Origin of the sequence: Siminovitchia acidinfaciens (genome assembly GCF_003605385.1) — a bacterium.
GTDB classification, from domain to species: domain Bacteria; phylum Bacillota; class Bacilli; order Bacillales; family Bacillaceae_C; genus Siminovitchia; species Siminovitchia acidinfaciens.
Map to the genome: position 1 here is coordinate 242,503 of NZ_QYTV02000003.1, position 18,556 is coordinate 261,058.

Below are 18,556 nucleotides of genomic sequence, written 5' to 3' on the forward strand. Positions count from 1 at the left end.
ATAAATTATTACTTAATCATAATGAGGGAGGAATTTTATAATGGCTCAACAGGAAGCTGTGAAACAAAAGATTGCAACAGGTCAAAAGCTGAAAATGACACCAAGTGAGGCGATCGTAGAAACCCTTGTGCAGGAAAATGTTAAAGAAATTTATGGGATCCTTGGATCAGCCTTCATGGATATGCTGGATTTGTTGCCGACAGCGGGAATCGAATTCATTCCAGTCCGTCACGAACAGAGCGCAGCGCATATGGCGGACGCTTTTACTAGAGTATCAGGAACAGCAGGAGTTGTAATCGGCCAGAATGGTCCAGGAATTACAAATATGGTGACATCTGTAGCAGCCGCATATCAGGCGCATACACCGATGGTTGTCATCTCTCCTTCCGCAGGCACACCGACAATCGGCTGGGACGGATTCCAGGAAGCCGATCAGGTTTCAATCTTTAAGTCGATCACAAAAGAAACAGTGCGAGTTACGCATACAAGCCGTGTAGCAGACTGCTTGCGTACAGCCTTCAGAATCGCTTACGCGGAGCGCGGTCCTGTATTGTATGATATCCCGCGTGACCTTTTCTACGGCGAGCTGGAGGATCGGATTCTTGAGCCGCATCAATACCGTACGGATGCAAGAGGAAGCGGAGACCCGGCATTGATCCAAAACGCTGTTGAGCTGTTGAAAAACGCTAAAAACCCTGTCATCATTTCCGGCCGCGGCGCAGTTGATGCAGACGGAGTAGATACGGTTGTACAAATTGCCGAGCACTTGTCCGCACCTGCAGCTGTTTCCTACATGCACAATGATGCTTTCCCTGCAGATCATCCTTTGGCAGTAGGACCGATTGGATACATGGGCTCGAAAGCGGCTATGAATACATTGAAAGATGCGGATGTATTGCTCGCCATCGGTACACGTTTATCGGTATTCGGAACGCTGCCTTGCTATGATATCGATTACTTCCCGAAAAACGCAAAAATCATCCAAATCGATATTAACCCAAGAAACATTGCCAGAACGCATCCGATTGAAGTGGGAATCATCGGCGATGCCAGAGCAGCCAGTGAAGGACTTCTGAAGCAATTGAAGAAAGTACAGCCGGAGCCTGTTAAAAATGCAGAGCGCCTTGCAGAAGTGGCAAAAGAGAAAGAAGCATGGGAGCAAGAACTTGTCGATCTGGCAATGGTGCCGGGCAATCCGATCAACCCGCGCCGGGCATTGCTGGAACTGACAAGAGCGCTTCCTGAGAATACTATTATCTCAACAGATATCGGGAACGTATCATCCACAGCCAATGCCTACTTGAAGTTCAATCAGACGAGACGACATATTGCAGCGTTGACATTCGGTAACACAGGTTTCGCTTATCCTGCGGCCATGGGTGCTCAGATTGCAGAGCCGGATACTCCGGTAGTGGCCATCGTTGGTGACGGTGCATGGGGAATGAGCTTGCATGAAGTGAGCACAGCGGTGGAGCAGAATATTCCAGTCATCGCATGTGTCTTCAACAACAAGGCCTGGGCGGCTGAAAAGAAAAACCAAGTAGATTACTATAACAACCGCTTTGTTGGGTCCGATATCGAAGCACCATGTTTCGCAGAAGTGGCAAAATCAATGGGTGCGCTCGGATATGTAATCGATAAGCCTGAAGATATTGAAGGAGTAGTGAAAGAGGTATTGGAGAAGAGAAAACCTGCCGTTCTCAACATCTATGTTGATGGAACGCAGCTCGCACCACCGTTCCGCAAAGATGCTCTGAAGATGCCAACGCGCTTCTTGGATAAATACAAACACCTTGATTACGAAGAATGGAAAGAAAAGTAAGAATCGGGAACCAGCCCGTTTTGGCAAAAGCCAGACGGGGTGGTTTTTTTACTGGTTGTGAGTGCTGGCACTAGGGGGGATTGCATATGCTGGCCAGGGTTGGAGTGCGCCGGCCTCTTAGGGGTGACGGCGCGCTCCAACTCTCTTATAAAGACTCCAACTCTCTTATAAAGACTCCAACTCTCTTATAAAGACTCCAACTCTCTTATAAAGACTCCAACTCTCTTATAAAGACTCCAACTCTCTTATAAAGACTCCAACTCTCTTATAAAGACTCCAACTCTCTTATAAAGACTCCAACTCTCTTATAAAGACTCCAACTCTCTTATAAAGACTCCAACTCTCTTATAAAGACTCCAACTCTCTTATAAAGACTCCAACTCTCTTATAAAGACTCCAACTCTCTTATAAAGACTCCAACTCTCTTATAAAGACTCCAACTCTCTTATAAAGACTCCAACTCTCTTATAAAGACTCCAACTCTCTTATAAAGACTCCAACTCTCTTATAAAGACTCCAACTCTCTTATAAAGACTCCAACTCTCTTATAAAGACTCCAACTCTCTTATAAAGACTCCAACTCTCTTATAAAGACTCCAACTCTCTTATAAAGACTCCAACTCTCTTATAAAGACTCCAACTCTCTTATAAAGACTCCAACTCTCTTATAAAGACTCCAACTCTCTTATAAAGACTCCAACTCTCTTATAAAGACTCCAACTCTCTTATAAAGACTCCAACTCTCTTATAAAGACTCCAACTCTCTTATAAAGACTCCAACTCTCTTATAAAGACTCCAACTCTCTTATAAAGACTCCAACTCTCTTATAAAGACTCCAACTCTCTTATAAAGAAAAGTTAAACAGACTAATGATCTTTCCTGGGTTAATTTTCATTTATTAATAATTAAGATGAATCTTATTCAACTTTGCAATCATGGAAACGCTTGAAATAGATTGAAAGTTCACTTGAAAGCGCATACAATTACAATTAATCATTTCGTTGGCAAATTATATTTTTTTATTTCATATGTAAAGTCACAGCTATATCTTTCGTTCCAAAAGAAAGGTAACCCTTCCTAGGAATTACTACCTGTGAATGCTCGCAGAGGTTCGCTATCAGCATAAGAATTACTCCTTATTATTTAGACACATATTTTTTTACATAGAACCCAGTGTCACTATTGCCATAGCAATTATATTTTATGAGGAGGATAAGGATGGCTGAAAGAGAGTATGCTTCGGAAAAGGCCGAAAAAGCGGAGAAAGGCGGAAAAACTTCAAGTTTAAGGAAGAAGTTTTCTATTCTGGGACCAGGTATTGTCTTGGCCGCGACGGGAGTTGGATCCGGGGACCTGGTGATGTCAACGGTTACAGGATCGGAATTTGGAATCGCGCTTATTTGGGCGGTGGTCATCGGTGTTTCTCTTAAGTTGCTCCTTACTGAAGGGGTTGGGAGATGGACATTGGCAACAGGGAAGACAATTCTGGAGGGGTGGCGTTCCCTAGGACGGTGGACCATGGCTTATTTCTTTGTTTATGTCTCGCTTTTCGGTTTAATTTATGGGGCTGCCATTGCTACGGCTTGCGGACTGATGATGAGTATCATGTTTCCGATTATGCCGCTGTGGGCATGGGCCATTATTCATTCAGTTGCCGGCTTTAGTTTAATCTGGTTTGGCAGATATAAAATCTTTGAAAAAGTGATCACAGTTTTGATTGGAATCATGTTCCTTGCTGTTGTAGGGTCTGCCGTACTCCTGCTTCCAAATCTGTTCACATTGCCGCGGGAGGCATTAACTCTAGGTATTCCAGATGGCGCCACGTTTTTCAGAATACTGGGACTCGTAGGCGGAATAGGAGGCACAATGGCACTTGCAGCTTATGGGTATTGGATTCGTGCCAGGGAATGGTCTGATAAATCATGGATTCCCGTCATGCGGATGGATGTGACGCTCGCTTATGTGATCACCGGACTCTTTTCCATGTCATTAATGACATTAAGTGCTCAGTTCTTATATGGATCTGGAATTACGTTCAGCGGTGTGGAAGGCATGCAGGATTTTCTTAACTTATATGGGGAAAGGTTTGGGAAGGTGCCCCAATTAATTTTGAACATTGGATTTTGGGCAGCAACATTTAGCTCATTAATAGGTTCATGGAATGGAATCCCTTATTTGTTTGCAGATTTCATGAGGAATTTTAAAAAGAAAGTTGATGAAGTAAAAATCAGAAAGCCGATAGATGAAAAAGATCCGGCATATAGGGCGTTCCTTGCTTGGCTGACTTTTCCTTCTTTGCTCCTCCTTATGTTCAACCAGCCAATCGGATTAGTTTTACTGTATGCAGCACTCGGGTCACTGTTCCTCCCGTTTCTTGCAATAACGCTGTTGTTTTTGTTGAATTCAAAGGAGGTAGGGCCTGAGTTCAGAAATAGACTATGGAATAATGCTGCGTTGGTATTTGTGATCATTATATTCTTAACACTTGGGATAACTAAGTTTATCTAAGAACTCAGCAGCGAAAGACATTGGAGGTCAGCCTTAACCCAGTTTCATTGATAGTAAAAAGCTGCGGCATTGCCGCAGCTCTACTATTTTGCTTCAGGTTCGGTAGCCAATGAATCTGTTGAACTTTCCTTATCCTTGTAATCTCCCAAAATATAGTGATCCAAATCTTTTTCAGGAATTTCTTTATAGTTCTTATATCTTGTGAGGAAGAATATACCTCCGAGAGCTATCCAGACTAGAAGTGCGATCCATGACGGAGTGCCCAAAAACCCTGGCGATCCGGGGACAACTAACAATAGGAAGAAACCGATACTGCTGATCACTCCTATGAGAGCAACGAGCTTTCTGCCGGGAGCAACAAGCGAGATATCCCTTACTCTGCCTGTGTCTTGATCGGACCACTTGAAGAGGCGGTAGGCAACAAACGTTGTATAGAAATAAGCGATAGTCACCCCAAGTGCGGCCATGTCAACAACCCATAATAGTGCTTGTCTTCCGAAGAATGGTGCAATTAGGCATGCGCCCATTGTAAACCATATCCCAAGTCCTGGAGTTCCGTATTTAGGGTGCAATTTTCCAAAAGCATCAGGAATGACTTTCGCTCTTCCCATAGCAAACAGGAGCCGGCTGGTAGACACGTAAAAACCGTTTAGACCCGTGAAGATTCCCATCATGACCGCAAAGGCCAATACTAGGACCCCAAATCTCCCAAATGCATTTTCAACAATTGTCCCAGTTCCCCACATATAACCTGCATCCACTGCATTCATCCATGGCATGCCAACTCCGGTCGCAATAATAAGAAACGCATAAGTCAGGCCAGCGCAGATCAACGCCCAAAATATCAGCTTGAATGACTTGCTTGGATGGAAATCAAATTCTTCAGCCGCTTGAGGTATATTATCAAACCCGACATAAGCCCAAGGAGCGATGGCTATGATCGCAGCAATTGCAGCTATAGATGAAGTTCCCGGCTTAAAAAGCGGCTGCAGGTTTGAAAATGAACTGGAAGGGTGGAAAACCATTCCGATAGTCAGCAGGACAACAGCTATAACGAGGCCTACGCAAAAAACAAATTGTGAAAGTCCTGATAAGCTGGCTCCACGAAGATTTAAGTAAGCAAAAACGATTAATGCAAGACAGGCGACGATAATTTCCCCAAAAGTAATATCCCATCCAGCAATGCTGTAAAGGTGCATTTTTGTAAAGTAAGCCGGCATCGTAAATTTCGCTAAAAGTGCCAGTGCTGATGCATTTAATGCAACGATGGACAAATAACCGAGTGTCAAGAACCAACCACAGAAGAAAGCATGATATCTTCCAAGTCCATAATAGGCGTATGCAAACTCTCCGCCAGAAACCGGTAATTTTTCGACTAGAAATCCATAGCTTACACCGATAATAATCATTAAAAGTGCACCAATTGAATACCCGATTATTACTCCCAGTGGACCTGCCATCGACATCCAGTCAACCGGCAGCACAAAGGCTCCCCAGCCGATACAGGATCCAAAGGCAATAGCCCAAACCCAATGCGGCTTTAATGTCTTTGCTAATTGCTGACGTTGCTCCATCAATTAATCCTCCTTTATATTTATAAAGCGCTTTCAAGTGGTCGATAATCATATGTTGTTATTAAAATTCTAATATTTAAAACTATTGAAATCAATAAAATCTGAAAATTAGAATCATCAGAATATCGGATATGGATCATGATAAATTTTTATATGTATCCTCAGTTTTGGCGTTTTAAATTTTCAAATGTATTTTTAACAACAAATAAAAAAGACAAGGGGAGGAAAGATTGCCTCACCTTGCCGTTGATCTGATCCTTCAAGATGAAATAAGGTTAATGATTTCTTCACGTTTTATTACAAAGTCTTTTTCCGACCTGTACATTCGACTTCTGCCTTCTTCAATGTCGTAAGGCAATTCGCTATGCAATTCTTTAATGATCCGGCCGGGTCTGGAAGAAAGAACAATAATGTGGGTTCCGAGCAATAGAGCTTCCTCAACATCATGGGTAATGAAAAATATTGTTTTATTGGTCTCTCTCCATATATTACGGATATTATCCTGCATCTGTTCTTTTGTCATTGCATCTAAAGCACCGAATGGTTCATCCATTAGGACGATACGCGGATCGTTGGCCAACACGCGGGCAATGGATGCCCTTTGCTTCATTCCCCCGGATAATTCATAGGATTTCGATTTTTTAAACTGTAAGAGACCAACCATTTCCAAGTAATGGTCAACTATTCTACGTCTTTCTATTGGCGGTACATTTCTCATTTTTAAACCAAATTCAACGTTTTTTTCAATATTTAACCATGGATAAAGCATCTGCTGTTGAAAGACGACTCCTCTATGTTCATCCGGTTTAGGGGAAATCGGCTCGTTATCAAGAAGGACCTCACCGTTTGTTGCTTGATGAAAACCGGCTATGATCCGAAGCAGTGTTGTTTTTCCGCAGCCGGAAGGGCCGAGGACACAGACAAAGCTTCCTTCTTCGATCTGTAAGTTGATGTTTTCCAATGCGGTAACCATTTGCTTATCCGTCTGATATGTTAATCCGACATTATGCATTTCGATGACAATAGGTTTAGTCTTTGGCCTAAAAACTGCCTGGCTTTTATTTATTGAAATCTCCTCCTAATCCTGTTGTAGGAATTGAGGTGCAATCGCATCTTCAAATGCTTCAAGTTCCGGTACAGATTCAATGGCATTTTGCGTTTTTAAGAAGTCGGCCGTATTTTTTAACGCCTGTGCAAAAGCGCCTTTATTATCTTCAGTTCCTAAGTAATCTTCAGAAGCCTGCTCTTTAGCATCCAACCAAATTAACTGTTCCATGAAAAATTGTGCATCTTCCTTGGAGACATTTAACTCTGTTGTCAGCTTTTCAGCCGAGTCATCTTTGGATGTGCGGTAGAGCCGTACCGCTTCGTCCAAGATCTTGATATATTGTTTAAGTACATCAGGATGCTTATCAATAAAATCTTTTGTTGCAATTCCAACGTCTGCGGTTACTATGCCTTCTTCTGCAAGCTCACGGCTGGTTAAGATCACATCGCCATCGTCAAGCATCTCTCCAAGCGTTGGATACCAGACATAACCTCCATCAATTTGGCCTTGTTTCCAGGCGGCTAACATATCCGCAGGTTTCATGTCTAAAATGGTGATCTCTTTTTCATCGATTCCTTTTAATTCAAGTGCCGATAATAAACTGTAATGTGTAGTAGATCCAAATGAAACTGCTATTTTTTTACCCACACAATCTTCAAGAGTTTTAATGCCACTGTCTTTTTTCACTGCAAGTGCTTCATTTTCTCCTATTACATCATGCAGCCAGATGACTTGGTTTGAAAGCCCTTGTGCGATTCCTGATGCTACAGAGCTTGACCCAATTAGTCCTACGTCAATTTCTCCCGCGGCCATTGCTGTATTTACATCCACCGCAGCTTCGAATTGGAGCAATTCCACTTCCACATTATTGAACTTTTCTTCAAACATATTGGTCGCTTTTGCAAGCAGCTCTGCATTAGGAATCACTTGGTAACCAATTCGAAACTTAACTTTACCATCCTCTGATTTTGATGTAGTTTTTCCACAGGCACTTGTAACTACCAGTGCAAAGATCATCAACAAACTCATAAGCCACTTTAGATAACTTCTTTTCATCATACTACCCCCATTTTTTTCAATCTTTTCCTTTCCAGGGAATTGCCCTGGCTTCAATGATTCGTAATACTCTGTCCAGTAAAATGCCTGTCACACCCATCAAAATGATACCTACATACATGATGTCACTTCGTAAATATTTACTTGCATCAAGGACTAACCAACCAATCCCCGATACTGCAGCAACCATTTCAGAGGCGACCAAGGTTGTATAAGCAAAGCCAACCGCAGTCCTTAAACCGGTAAAGATTTCCGGTAAACAAGAGGGGAAAATAACATATCGGAATGTTTGCCATTTATTTGCACCAAGTGATGCAGCAGAATGAATACGGTCTTCTAACACACCTTTTACACCGGAAACTGATGCAATGTACATTGGAGCAAATGCAGCAAGAAATAATAAAGCCACTTTGGATAAGTCACCTATGCCAAACCATAAGATTAATAATGTGTAATAGGATAAAGGAGGAAGAGGACGATAAAATTCTAGGATGGGGTCTAATGCTGCTCTAACTTTTGTCGAATAGCCGCTAAGTAATCCTAAAGGAACAGCTGTGATTAATGCTAATAAAAGGGCGGATGATAATCTATAAAGGCTATCGAACAGATGATATAGTAGACTGTTGCCCTTATACCCATTTACGAGTAGATCAGTGAAGGTGGACCAGGTCTTTGCTGGGGAAGGAATAAAGACATCTGAAAAGATATTTAATTTCGTGATGATATACCATATTAAAAATATGATAAGTACTGAGCTCCACATGATGATTGATTCTTGTGAGAGTTTCCATTTTGTTTTTTTTGCTATTTCGCTTTTTCCATTTTGAGATATTGGCGATGTGTAAAGCTGATAATCTTCATCTTCGACTTTTTTGTTGGCCTCTCCATTCAAAGGACATCACTCCCTTTTTATAATTGAAAGAACGTGGTAATTGGCATAAAGGGTTATTTTGATACTATATAAAATGAAACCATCTGCCCATGATCCTTTAGGTTACAAAACTAACATTATTATCTATGTATATATTCAAAGAGTAGTACCGGCAATCACAGTTTTCTTCGACTTTATTTTCATCTGCTCAAAGACGATGAGTAACGCACCCATGTGATAATAACGCTTTGGTAATTGAAATTTAATCAAGTTTTCTAAGGAACAAAGGATTACTACCATGAAATGGAAGTACCGTTAAGTTTTATTAGAGAGCAATTACCCAGGGAAAAATAGAATAAATTGATTCGCTGGAAAGCCTGCTCTCATCCTAAAAATGAAAATGCCCCTTACAATATTGAATTGGAAGGAGCACCAAAGTTTTCAGTTATTCATTTTATACGCCCAATATCTAAAGATGAGGAAATAGAAGCTGCCGATACCGCAGGCTTCGATGGCTCCGGAATGTTTTCTTGGGTTCTATGTTCGCCAAGAATATATCCATCCAGCACATCATCCGGGATGCTTTTATAACCTTTAAATCTGGTGAGGAAGAAAATGGCACCCAGACCGATCCACACAAGAAGGGCAATCCACGACGGTTTGCTTAAAAATCCCGGTGAGCCTGGAACCACCAATAGCAGAAAAAACGAAGCGCTGCAAATGACTCCCAACAATGACAGCAGTTTTTTTCCGGGAGCCACCAGTCGGTTGTCGGTCCGGCTATTCTCATGTTCGGACCATTTAAAAAGTCGATAAGCGACAAAACATGCGTAAAAATAGGCGATCGTGACTCCAAGGGCAGCCATATCAACAACCCAGAGCAAAGCTTCTCGGCCGAAGAAAGGGGCTGAAAGCGTCGCGGCCATGGTGAAAAAGATGCCGATATGAGGAGTTTTATGCTTAGGATGCAGCTTGGCAAAACTCTTAGGCAATATTTTTGCCCTTCCCATAGCAAATAGAAGTCGGCTTGTTGATACGTAAAAACCATTGAGTCCTGTAAAGATTCCCATCAGTAATGCAAAGCCAAGCAACGCGACACCCATTTTACCGTAAGCGCTTTCTACAATGGCACCTGTCCCCCAAACATATCCGGCATCAACAGCGCTCATCCATGGCATCCCTATGCCGGTGGCAATAATGACAATGGAATAGGTCAAGCCCGCGCATAACATAGCAATTACGATCAAAGAAAACGATTTTCTTGGATGGAAATCGAATTCCTCCGCGGCCTGAGGAATATTGCCGAAGCCGACATACGCCCAAGGTGCAATGGCGACGATCGCTAATATAGAAGCAATTGCTGGTCTTCCGGGATTAAACAGCGGCTGCAGGTTTGCTGGAGAACTTGATGGATGCAAAAACATGGCAATGGACAGCAAAATAACCCCGCCAACCAATCCGATACAAAAGATGAATTGAGAAAAGCCCGACAGGCTTGTCCCGCGAATATTCAAAAAAGCGAAGATGACTAGGGCTGAGCATGCGAGAATGATTTCACCGGCGTAAACTTTCCATCCGGCAATTGTATAGAGATGACCGACTTCCACAATGGAAGGAAAGATGAATTTACCAAGAAGCGCAAGTGCTGAGGCATTCAAAGCGACGATAGACATATAACCCAATGTTAAAAACCAACCGCAAAAAAAAGCATGGTACCTTCCTAATCCGAAATATGAGTAGACGAATTCACCACCGGAAACTGGTAATCTTTGAATCAGATATCCGTAGCAGGCTCCTATGATAATCATCAATAGGGCGCCTATCAAATAACCGATAATGACTCCCAAAGGGCCGGCCATTCCCATCCAGTCGACCGGCAAAACGAAAGCTCCCCATCCTATAGCGGAGCCAAAAGCAATGGCCCAAACCCAGTGAGGTTTTAACGTCTTTGCCAACTGCTCACGCTGTTCCATCAAATAACCTCCCAAATGTACGAAAGCGCATTCATTTCACTTTCAAAGTTGTATGTACGATTTTAATTATTTAGTTGATTAAAATCAATCATTTCGGAACATTTACATTATCGGAATATTTAATAGAAGGGATGGCTAATTTCTATATGTTTTTTCAAAACAGGAAAAGGAAGGACATATTTTCAAAAAAATGCCCTTCGATTTCAGGGAGAAATATTTTTAAAAAAAGAAATTTAGTTGTACAGAAAGTATTCCAATATCATTTTACCGGCACCAACCGCGACAGCATTCTCACCTAGTGCCCCTCTGCTGAAAGTAATATGGTGGTCAGGATTAAGCAGCTTGGCCCTTTCTGCAGCAATTTCAGTAACTGTACTATAGAAGAGATCCATTTTCTTATATGTGGGTCCATCAAGGATGATTAAATCAGGATAGAGAATATTGATAAAGTTGGACAGACCAATTCCTGTGTACATGGCAGCATTCTTTATTACTTCACAGGCAAGCGGGTCGTTTTTTTCATTCACTGCCCAACAGATATCTTCAAACTTGATTTGGTCAAAATCGGTGAATCTTTCTCTTAGTACGGAAGCGTGACCGCGCTTCAATCGGCTTATGAAATCTTCTTCGATAGCAGGAATGGACGAATAGGCGTGCAGGCATCCGTAGCCTCCGCATATGCACTTCCTGCCGTCGATATCCACAATCATGTGTCCCTGTCCGAACATCCCCAGCTTATCCGTTCCTCTGACAAGCCGTCCTTCTGTGATGATACTTGTTTGAGTACTGACTCCTTTTAAAATTTGCAGTACGTTTGAATAATCACTCTGCGTATGCTTTTCATATTCGGCTAATAAAGCGGTGTTGGCTCTATTGTCGAGCATACATTTCATATTTAACCGTTTGTGAAGCATGTCAAGTATCTGTACATTTTGCCAACCCGCAGGAAAGCCCAGCGGATTTAATATCAATCCATTTTCCCTGTCCAGTGGGCCGACAGCTCCAATGCCTATGCCTAATACATCTGATTCAGAAAGGTGATGACCGGCTGACAGACTGCGGATTTCTTTTTCTATAAAATTGACAGCAACTTCTGGCGTGACATTTTCATTCATCTTTAACTGCGTGTGCTCTTTTATAGTTAAAGACAGGTCAATCAATAGAACACTTACCTCGGTATGAGAAATGTCAACTCCAAACATAAAGTAAAGTTCCGGGTTTATGTCATACATGAGCGGCTTGCGTCCTCCGCTCGATTCAGCGTATCCGCTTTCAATGATTACGTCTTCCTGTAACAGCTCATCAATAAAACGGGAGCAGGTTGTTTGTTTAAGTCCGGTCTTTTGAACAAGGCAGCCTTTTGTGACAGGGCCAAATTCCTTAATTAGTAGATATAATTCTTTTAAACTTTTTTCCTTTTGTGTCAAATTTTTAGATTGTTTTTTAATCATATGTCTCCCTCAACTTTGATTAAGTAAGCGCAAAGAATCAGCTCTTTTTTATTGTATTCTTTTTTTGAATTTCCTTCTAATGAAACAGATTGAGTATATTACTTTTTATACAACCGTTCTTTTGAAAGAAGCCTGATTTTTATAGTTATAACCAATTTGGTCATAAAGGGATGAAAACAGCATTTGGATGGAGTGTAAAAAAGTGTGTAAATGTTTTTTAAAAAAACTAATGAAATTCTTTTGACTAATATGGTTAAAACTATTACAATTATGACAACGCTTTCTAAATGATGTATTTATGAAAGGATGTAGATAGGGACAGGAAATACTTACCTTTGAACAGAGCTAAGAGTCAAGCTCAAATTTCAGAGAAGTACTGAGCTGGGTGGAAGCCGGGTATTTTGCCGTTATATAATTCATGAACAACTGACTCGTAATGTCTGAACAAAGGTATCGTTTTAAGATTCTTTCAAATTCTTCATTCCCCGTTGTGTAAGCGGTGCAAGCCTGGCAACCTGAATAATGAACTAGAATTTTTTCAGTTTAATGGACTCTATTACCTGAGGAACAATAAGTGCTTTACTAATGTTGTGTAAAGAAAAAACAAAAATACGGAATGTGAAAATCACTTTTCGGGGTAGACACAAAATGCATGTCGTGAGCTTTTTTATTCAATTGTCACGGACTGTTATTGTAGTAAGAATTGCAGTTTACAACAAAAAGTCAAGTGTAAGCGTTATCTCGGAAAATTAATATTGTAAGGTTTAAGGAGGATTGCTATGCGTTGGGTAATTGTTGTTTTTTTGTTTTTTCTATATATCATCAATTATGCAGATAAAGCGATTATTGGATATGCCGCAGTTCCAATCATGGAGGATTTAAATCTCACCTATGCGCAATTTGGAATGGTTGGAAGCAGTTTCTATTGGCTATTCTCAGTGGCCGGCATTATCGGTGCCGCCCTGTCTGATAAGATCGGAACCAAAAAGATGTTAGCAATCATGGCGATTGTTTGGACAATCTCTCAGATGGGAGCGTTTGTCATTTATAGTTTGCCATTGCTGATTTTTTCTCGGGTACTTCTTGGAGCTTTTGAAGGGCCTTATTACGCAACAGCCATTAGCCATGTAAGCAAATGGTTTCCCCCGGAGCGGCGAGCTTTTGCAATCTCTCTTGTAAACTGTGGGAGTATGGTAGCCAAGTTGATGGCACCGCTCCTGGTCCTAATCGTTCATAGCTATGGGTGGAGAATCGGGTTCGGCTTCCTGGGTACACTCAGTCTTATATGGTTCATATTGTGGCTGATGTTTGGCCGGGAAAAGCCTGAAATTCCAATTTCTTCGGAAGAGCCTTCAGGTACATTGCCAAAAGTTAAATGGAAAGAGGTTTCTAAGGTATTCCTTTCTGCTAACTTCATTTTCACTACGCTGGCTTTCTTTTCGGCTTTTTGGGTTTTATCCTGGGCTTTTGTTTGGATGCCTACCTATTTGACTAAAGTGGTTCACCTTTCACCAATGCAGATGGGGTATATTGTCGGAGGGATTGGCGTATTTACTGCTCTAGGCTCAGTGCTTGTTGCTGTGCTGTCCGATAATTTGCTTAAGAAAACGGGAAGTTATAGAAAATCCCGTGTGGTTGTTGCCGGAATTTCTTTAATTTTAGGGTCTGCCGCTTTATTTTCAACTACCGTCATTCATTCGACAATAGGGGCCATTATTGCATTGGGGTTGGGACTGACGCTAGTCAACACTATGTTTTCCATTGCTCCCCAAATCGCCAATCATCTTTTGCCTGAACGGAAAGGACTGGCGTCTGGCACATTGATTGGGTTAGCCAATTTAGCGGGGATAGTTGGTCCACTCGCGACTGGTTTCGTCGTGCAATTGGCGGGAAATAACGAGGTTCTTGGCTTTAATTACTCAGTGATGCTGGCCGCTACCATCCTGTTGGTTTTTGGCTTGATCTTTTTGATCTTTACCAATCCTGACAAAGAGGTAGTAAAAGTCTCTCATCTTGTCAGGGCGCAGGCTTAAGCTATTTGGTGATTGAATATAAGCATTTTTTTCTATGAATATCATTGGTTTTAGATGGACATGACGTTCCTGAGAGAAGATTCTTGTCATGATTCCTTTTCGCTACACCTGCCGAGTATGAGGGTTCGTTAATAACCTAATTTTTTAGATGTAAGCAAGAATGCCTCCTATAGATATATTGATGTTGAATAAACAACCAATAGTTCGATTCTTTTCAAAGGGAATGGCACCTTGATTTTTAATACCGTTTCTAAATAAAAGCAAAGTAAAAAATAGCTGCAAGTTTGTAGCCCATTTTTAATAGCTGTGCATTGTGAAGTTGACTATCACTTTGCCAAATGAGAGATAAGATTCCTGATACTTAACAAATTTATGATTATTTTTTATAAGAGAAAATCTTTCGTATTAAAATGATTAAATAATTACTCTGAAATTAACAGAAAACGCTTCCGGAAGAGGCGACCACCATGAAGTAAGGAGACGGAAAATATGGATGAATTAAAATTGACTTTACTTGGAACAGGAAGTCCGAGACCGGATTTGGAGCGCTCGGGTCCTTCACAGGTTATATCATTGGGTGACACTCATATTTTAGTAGATTGTGGTGAAGGAACGACGGCTCAGCTGATGAAAGCGGGAATTGCCCCGCAAAGTATTCAATATTTGTTTATGACGCATATTCATTCGGATCATATTTTTGGCTACGGGCAATTTCTTCTTGGGGGCTGGGGGCTCGGCAGAAGGAAGCTTACAGTCATCGGTCCAAAAGGGATGAAGCACTTCCATGAGACGCTGATAAATTTGTTCAAAGAGGATATTGATTATAGAACATCTCTTGGACGACCTGGAAACGGCGTTAGAGATGTAGAGATTATAGAAGTTGAAGAGGCGGGTCTTGTACGAACAGATCTGCCATTGAAAATAACAGCTGCCGAGATGGTGCATAATGTTAAAACTTTCGGATTCAGATTTGAAACGGACGATCAAACAGTTGTCATATCAGGGGACACTGCACCGACTCCAAATATCATCGAGTTATCCAGAAATGCTGATATTCTTGTCATGGACGCATGCTTGGCCCCTACAGCTGTATACAGGAATACGAAAAGTGCTGAGCTTCAGGAAATATGGAACAGTTTACAAAAGGAACATTGTTCACCTGAACAGGCCGGGGAAATTGCACAAAAGGCCGGCGTGAAAACACTTGTGATGACTCATTTTCTTCCAAATATTGACGAAGATGAAACGTATAATGAAGCCGTGAACGTATTTGATGGAGAAGTTATTGTAGGTGAGGATCTGCTTGTCATTGAGCCCAAAGCGTCTGCAATAGAGAGCGTGTAGCTTCTGCAAGTTATTTATAAAAACGTAAATTTTCTATTTATCTAAAAAAATTATATGTTAGTAAAAACCTTGCGCATCAATTTATATGTGTAAGGTTTTTCTTAATATAGAACAGTTAGTATATTCTGAAATCCTCTTGAATATGGATACATTTAATGATTTAATGAAGAAACTAGGATGCTATTTATAGGGGGTGGGTCCTTTGGCAACTACTAATTTAGCAGATTTAAAGACAGTAATCCCGGAAGACCGTTTTTCCGCCGGTGAGGAAGGCGGTAATTACCTTGGCAATGGAGGGGAAGTCACTGTATGCCCTCAGTCGGAGCAAGAAATTATTGACCTGGTATCTTATGCTAATAGCTCCGGCCAATCTATCTCTATCATGGGGGCGGGGACGAAAAGAGGGTTTGGCGGCTTAAAGGAAAATGCGGATATTTTACTGTCAATGAAAAATTACAGTGGGATTGTGGAGCATGTTCCGGGGGATATGACAGTCACTGTCAAAGCAGGAACGCCATTTGGAGAATTGCAGGAGTATCTATCACAGTACAATCAAAAGGTTTCCATCGATCCGTTCATTCCGGAGCATTCTACTGTCGGTGGAATTATTGCCGTAAATGACAGCGGTCCCAAAAGACTCGGTTATGGATCAGCAAGGGATTCTGTCATTGGATTGAGAGTTGTTTACCCGGATGGGACCGTCATCCGCGCGGGTGGTAAAGTCGTTAAAAATGTGGCTGGATATGATATGAATAAATTATTTATAGGTTCCATGGGTACTCTTGGAATTCTGTCAGAGGTAACCTTTAAACTGCGGCCACTGCCAAAGAGTGAGAGTCTGGTATTGCTATCGTTTCCTGAAGGCAGCTTTGATCAAATTAAAGAGTTTGCCGTCCGCCTTCTTGACTCAATATTGGAACCGGTTGCATTGGAGCTTTTGAACCCGTCTCTTTCCGAAAAAATGATCGGAATCCGCAGGAAAACGCTGGCAATTGGTTTTGAAGATGTGGAAAGTTCTGTGCTATTCCAAGAGAATTATTTAAAAGGTATTAAGCCTGATCATGCTGATATCACGGTGCTTTCAGAAGAAAACACCCGTGCTTTTTGGAAAAAGTTTTACGGAAATCCAATGGGTAAGACCTCAGATGATTTACAGGCTTCGCTAAAAATTGGCGTAGTAAACTTGGACGTCCTGGCAATAATCGAAGAATCAATAAAACTTGTAAGCGCCGGCCCACTAGAAATTAAAGCTCACGGTGGATTAGGCCATGGCATGTCCCGGGTGATCTTAAAAGGGAAAGATGAATTGGTGATCGATGTTATCCGCCAATTGAGAAAAAAGGCTGAAGAGCTTGGGGGATATGCAATTATCACTCATTTACCGTTTGATTTCCGTAAGCAAATCGATGTATGGGGAGAAAAGCCGCCATACTTTTTCCTGATGGAAGGCATTAAAGAAACAATTGATCCCAATAACACGCTGAATCGTCATAGATTTTTGGGAGGGATTTAATAATGGCAACAACTGAAAAGGAGATTAATCAGGCCCCGGCATGCACGACGGTGCAATTAGGAAATTATCTTTGGAACGATCCGCCAGATCCGAATAAATGGGCCGATTGTGTTCACTGCGGCATGTGCCTGGAATCCTGCCCGACATATGAGATTACAGGCCAAGAGCAGCATTCTCCAAGGGGAAGGGTGCATTTGATCCAGTCGGTTGCTGAAGGAAGGCTGGAAGTCAATGAGGAGTTGATCAATCCAGTCTTTGAATGCCTGGATTGCAGGGCATGTACGACTGCTTGTCCCGCAGACGTAAATGTGGGAGGGCTCATTGAGGAGGCAAGAGGGCAGATACGCCAGGCAATGCCATTAACAGGCTGGAAAAGCACGGTAAGCAAACTATTTTTAGAAAAGCTGTTTCCCCATCCAGACAGGATGAATGCGCTCGGAAGCCTGTTGAAATTTTATCAAAAAAGCGGAGTTCAGACTGTGGCACGGAAAACCGGACTAATCAATATTATGCCTGACCACTTGGCAGAAATGGAAGAGATTATGCCGCAGGTTGGAAAGCCTGTCAGAAAAAAGTATAAAAATGAAAAGGTCATTAAGGCAAAAGGTGAAAAGAAAGCGGAAGTTGCCATGCTCACCGGATGCGTGATGGATATGATGTTCAGCGATGTAAATGATGCCACTATCAACGTACTCACACGAAACGGTAATAATGTTACCATTCCAAAAAACCAGACATGCTGTGGAGCCTTACATGTCCACGCCGGCGATCGCGATATGGGGCGGAAGCTGGCCAAGCAAAATATTGAAGCATTTAAAAATGCGGACACTGTAATCGTCAATGCTGCGGGCTGTGGTTCCATGATGAAAGAATATTATGAGCTATTTCGCAATGACACGGATTCTGAATGGAGAGAGAAAGCGAAGAGGTTTTCCAGGAAAGTGGTAGATATTGCAAAGTATCTACATGACACGGGTTATGAAAAGCCGAAAGCGTCGATTGAAACGACGATCACCTATCATGATGCCTGCCACCTGGCGCATGGACAGGGAGTACGCCAGGAGCCGCGTGATTTGCTGCTTGATATTCCGGGGGTAGAAATGGTGCACATGCCAAATGCAGACCGCTGTTGTGGCAGTGCAGGGATTTATAATATTACCAATCCCGAAATGGCCGACGCGGTGCTTGAAAGCAAAATGCAAAACGTGCCGGAGGAAGTGGAGATGATTTCGATGGGAAATCCGGGCTGTATGCTGCAGATGGCGCTCGGTGTCCAAAGGCATGGCCGAAATCAAAAAGTCGTTCATACAGTTCAATTATTGGATTGGGCTTATCAAAAAGAGAACGGGGAGGTGGAGTGAA

12 protein-coding genes are annotated in these 18,556 nt (G+C 42.0%); 6 read left to right on the forward strand and 6 right to left on the reverse strand.

The features are described 5' to 3' along the window. Positions 1 to 40 precede the first annotated feature (40 nt). Together xsc and D4T97_RS08550 are read left to right on the forward strand one after the other, a co-directional pair. A complete protein-coding gene (gene xsc / locus D4T97_RS08545) occupies positions 41 to 1,822 on the forward strand; it encodes a sulfoacetaldehyde acetyltransferase (RefSeq protein WP_126049649.1) in 1,782 nt (593 codons plus the stop codon). Between the two features lie 1,219 nt (positions 1,823 to 3,041). Further along, positions 3,042 to 4,331 carry an Nramp family divalent metal transporter gene (locus D4T97_RS08550; RefSeq protein WP_126049651.1) on the forward strand — a complete coding sequence of 430 codons (1,290 nt, stop codon included), beginning with the start codon at positions 3,042 to 3,044 and terminating at the stop codon, positions 4,329 to 4,331. Positions 4,332 to 4,414: 83 nt separating this feature from the next. Here the strand turns inward: D4T97_RS08550 and D4T97_RS08555 are convergent, their stop codons facing one another. From D4T97_RS08555 to D4T97_RS08580, 6 genes are all read right to left on the reverse strand, one after another. Continuing rightward, complete coding sequence (locus D4T97_RS08555) at positions 4,415 to 5,905, reverse strand: APC family permease (RefSeq protein WP_126049653.1); 1,491 nt, start codon at positions 5,903 to 5,905, stop codon at positions 4,415 to 4,417. A gap of 259 nt (positions 5,906 to 6,164) precedes the next feature. Further along, positions 6,165 to 6,878: an ABC transporter ATP-binding protein gene (locus D4T97_RS08560; RefSeq protein ID WP_206435547.1), complete on the reverse strand. Its 714-nt coding sequence runs from the start codon at positions 6,876 to 6,878 to the stop codon at positions 6,165 to 6,167. A gap of 105 nt (positions 6,879 to 6,983) precedes the next feature. Beyond that, complete coding sequence (locus D4T97_RS08565; RefSeq protein ID WP_164525515.1) at positions 6,984 to 8,009, reverse strand: taurine ABC transporter substrate-binding protein; 1,026 nt, start codon at positions 8,007 to 8,009, stop codon at positions 6,984 to 6,986. 19 nt (positions 8,010 to 8,028) lie between these two features. Then, positions 8,029 to 8,901, reverse strand: a complete 873-nt coding sequence (locus tag D4T97_RS08570) for an ABC transporter permease (protein ID WP_235872194.1) — start codon at positions 8,899 to 8,901, stop codon at positions 8,029 to 8,031. A gap of 428 nt (positions 8,902 to 9,329) precedes the next feature. Beyond that, a complete protein-coding gene (locus tag D4T97_RS08575) occupies positions 9,330 to 10,853 on the reverse strand; it encodes an APC family permease (RefSeq protein ID WP_126049659.1) in 1,524 nt (507 codons plus the stop codon). 233 nt (positions 10,854 to 11,086) lie between these two features. Continuing rightward, positions 11,087 to 12,304 (reverse strand): ROK family protein, encoded by a 1,218-nt coding sequence (locus D4T97_RS08580; protein ID WP_126049661.1) that lies wholly within the window; start codon positions 12,302 to 12,304, stop codon positions 11,087 to 11,089. Between the two features lie 779 nt (positions 12,305 to 13,083). Between D4T97_RS08580 and D4T97_RS08585 the strand changes: the two genes are divergently transcribed. The 4 genes from D4T97_RS08585 (at position 13,084) to D4T97_RS08600 (ending at position 18,555) form a co-directional block, all read left to right on the forward strand. Then, positions 13,084 to 14,337, forward strand: a complete 1,254-nt coding sequence (locus tag D4T97_RS08585; RefSeq protein WP_126049663.1) for an MFS transporter — start codon at positions 13,084 to 13,086, stop codon at positions 14,335 to 14,337. A 489-nt stretch (positions 14,338 to 14,826) separates the two neighbouring features. After that, a complete protein-coding gene (locus D4T97_RS08590) occupies positions 14,827 to 15,681 on the forward strand; it encodes an MBL fold metallo-hydrolase (RefSeq protein WP_126049665.1) in 855 nt (284 codons plus the stop codon). 193 nt (positions 15,682 to 15,874) lie between these two features. Beyond that, positions 15,875 to 17,194 (forward strand): FAD-binding oxidoreductase, encoded by a 1,320-nt coding sequence (locus tag D4T97_RS08595; RefSeq protein ID WP_126049667.1) that lies wholly within the window; start codon positions 15,875 to 15,877, stop codon positions 17,192 to 17,194. Between the two features lie 2 nt (positions 17,195 to 17,196). Further along, positions 17,197 to 18,555, forward strand: coding sequence for a (Fe-S)-binding protein (locus tag D4T97_RS08600; protein WP_126049669.1), 1,359 nt, complete (start codon positions 17,197 to 17,199; stop codon positions 18,553 to 18,555). Position 18,556 lies beyond the last annotated feature (1 nt).